At 50.9% G+C, this 1,739-nt stretch carries 1 protein-coding gene; it reads left to right on the forward strand.

All coding sequences use genetic code 11. The annotated features are described in order from the left end of the window. Positions 1-1,722, forward strand: a 1,722-nt coding sequence (locus QUA07_RS29840) for a calcium-binding protein (protein WP_333332852.1), incomplete at its 5' end; no start/stop codon positions are given. Positions 1,723-1,739 lie beyond the last annotated feature (17 nt).

Raw genomic sequence — 1,739 nt, forward strand, 5'->3', positions numbered from 1 at the left:
ATCACATTTATCCAACCCCAGCCAGAGCCCATACTCAACTTCGACTCCAACGCCGCCCAACTCATCGACATCCAAAACACCAGCATCGGAACCGAAGGCAACGATTCCTTAACAGGAAACGAAACCAACCAACTGTTTCTCTCCTTTGGTGGCGACGACACAGTATTAGGTGAAGGCGGCAGCGATATCATCTTCGGCGAACAACAGCGAGACTTCATCGCAGCAGGTAGAAGCAACGACATCGTTTACGCCGGCAAACACACCGATGCCGTATTTGGTGGCAAACAAGATGATCGCCTGATTGGTGATCGCAACTCCGACACATTGTACGGCGATCGCGGTGCCGACACCATAGTCGGCGACAACGGCAACAACATCGACTTAAGCGACAACGACAGCGACCTAATTTTCGGCGGTTCTTCAGGCGACGCCATTGCCGGCACTCAAGGCAATGACACGATTTACTCGGGCAAAGGCCCTGACATCGCCTATGGTGGCATCGACAACGACCTGATTTGGGGTGACAAAGGCCCGGACACCCTTGACGGCGACAACGGAGACGACTCTGTGTTTGGTGGCGTACTCAACTCCCTAGACAGTGACCCCGACGGCTTCGATTTGCTGACAGGAGGAGATGGCAACGACTTACTTCACGGCCAAGAACAAGACGACACCTTACGAGGTGGTAACGGACGGGATTTGCTGTTTGGAGGCAAAGGGGGCGATCGAATTTTCGGCGAAACTGACTCGGATACTCTCTACGGCAATCAAGGTTCCGACACCATCATCGGCGACTACGGCACTACAGCAGGTAGTACAGTTGCGACTGATGAAAGCGATTTAATTTTCGGCAACGACACCGGCGATCTCATCGGCGGCGGTAGCGGTAACGATAGCATTTTTGGCGGCAAAGGTAATGACTTAGTTTACGGTGGCAAAGACAACGACCGGATTTGGGGCGAACTCGGTTCCGACACGATTGTCGGCGATGAGGGAGACGACTCGCTTTATGGTGGCTTGCAAAACGAGTTAGTGTCGGATGTCGATGGCCGCGACTTCCTATTTGGAGGAGATGGAAATGACTTACTCAACGGTGGTGAGAGTTCTGACTCTCTCGATGGGGGTTTTGGTAACGATACCCTTCGTGGTGGCAAGGATGACGATGTTGTACAGGGAGATGCGGGCGATGATTTGATCTACGGCGATGATGGCAGCGATATTTTGTGTGGGGATGAAGGTAATGATACCATTAGTGGCGATCGCGGGGAAAATCTGCGAGGCGCTGTGGGCTCTGACGGTCAGCAAGACTGTATTAATGGTGGTAGTGGCGATGACCTGTTATACGGCAATGAAGGTCAAGATACTCTCAATGGTGATGATGGTAATGACACTATTTACGGAGGGAAAGATAGGGATATTCTCAATGGGGGTGTTGGGGATGACTGGCTGTTTGGTGATGGGGTAGATGATACTTTGATTGGGGGGATTGGGAGTGATCACTTTGTGTTAAGCGCTAATAGCGGTATTGATACAGTGCTCAATTTTTCCGTAGGAAGTGATAAGTTTGTCCTGGCTGGTGGCTTGAGTTTTGAGGCTTTGCAAATTAATCCGACGGCGAATGCCACACTGCTACAAGTTGCGGCGACTGGTGAGGTTTTGGCTCAGGTTTTTGGTGCTGATAATTCTCTCACTGCTCTGGATTTTCTCACTCTTTCTCCTTAATAACAAAGCGCATTAAA

Origin of the sequence: Microcoleus sp. T3_A4, from assembly GCF_036700465.1 — a bacterium.
In the GTDB taxonomy this organism is placed as follows: Bacteria; Cyanobacteriota; Cyanobacteriia; order Cyanobacteriales; family Microcoleaceae; genus Microcoleus.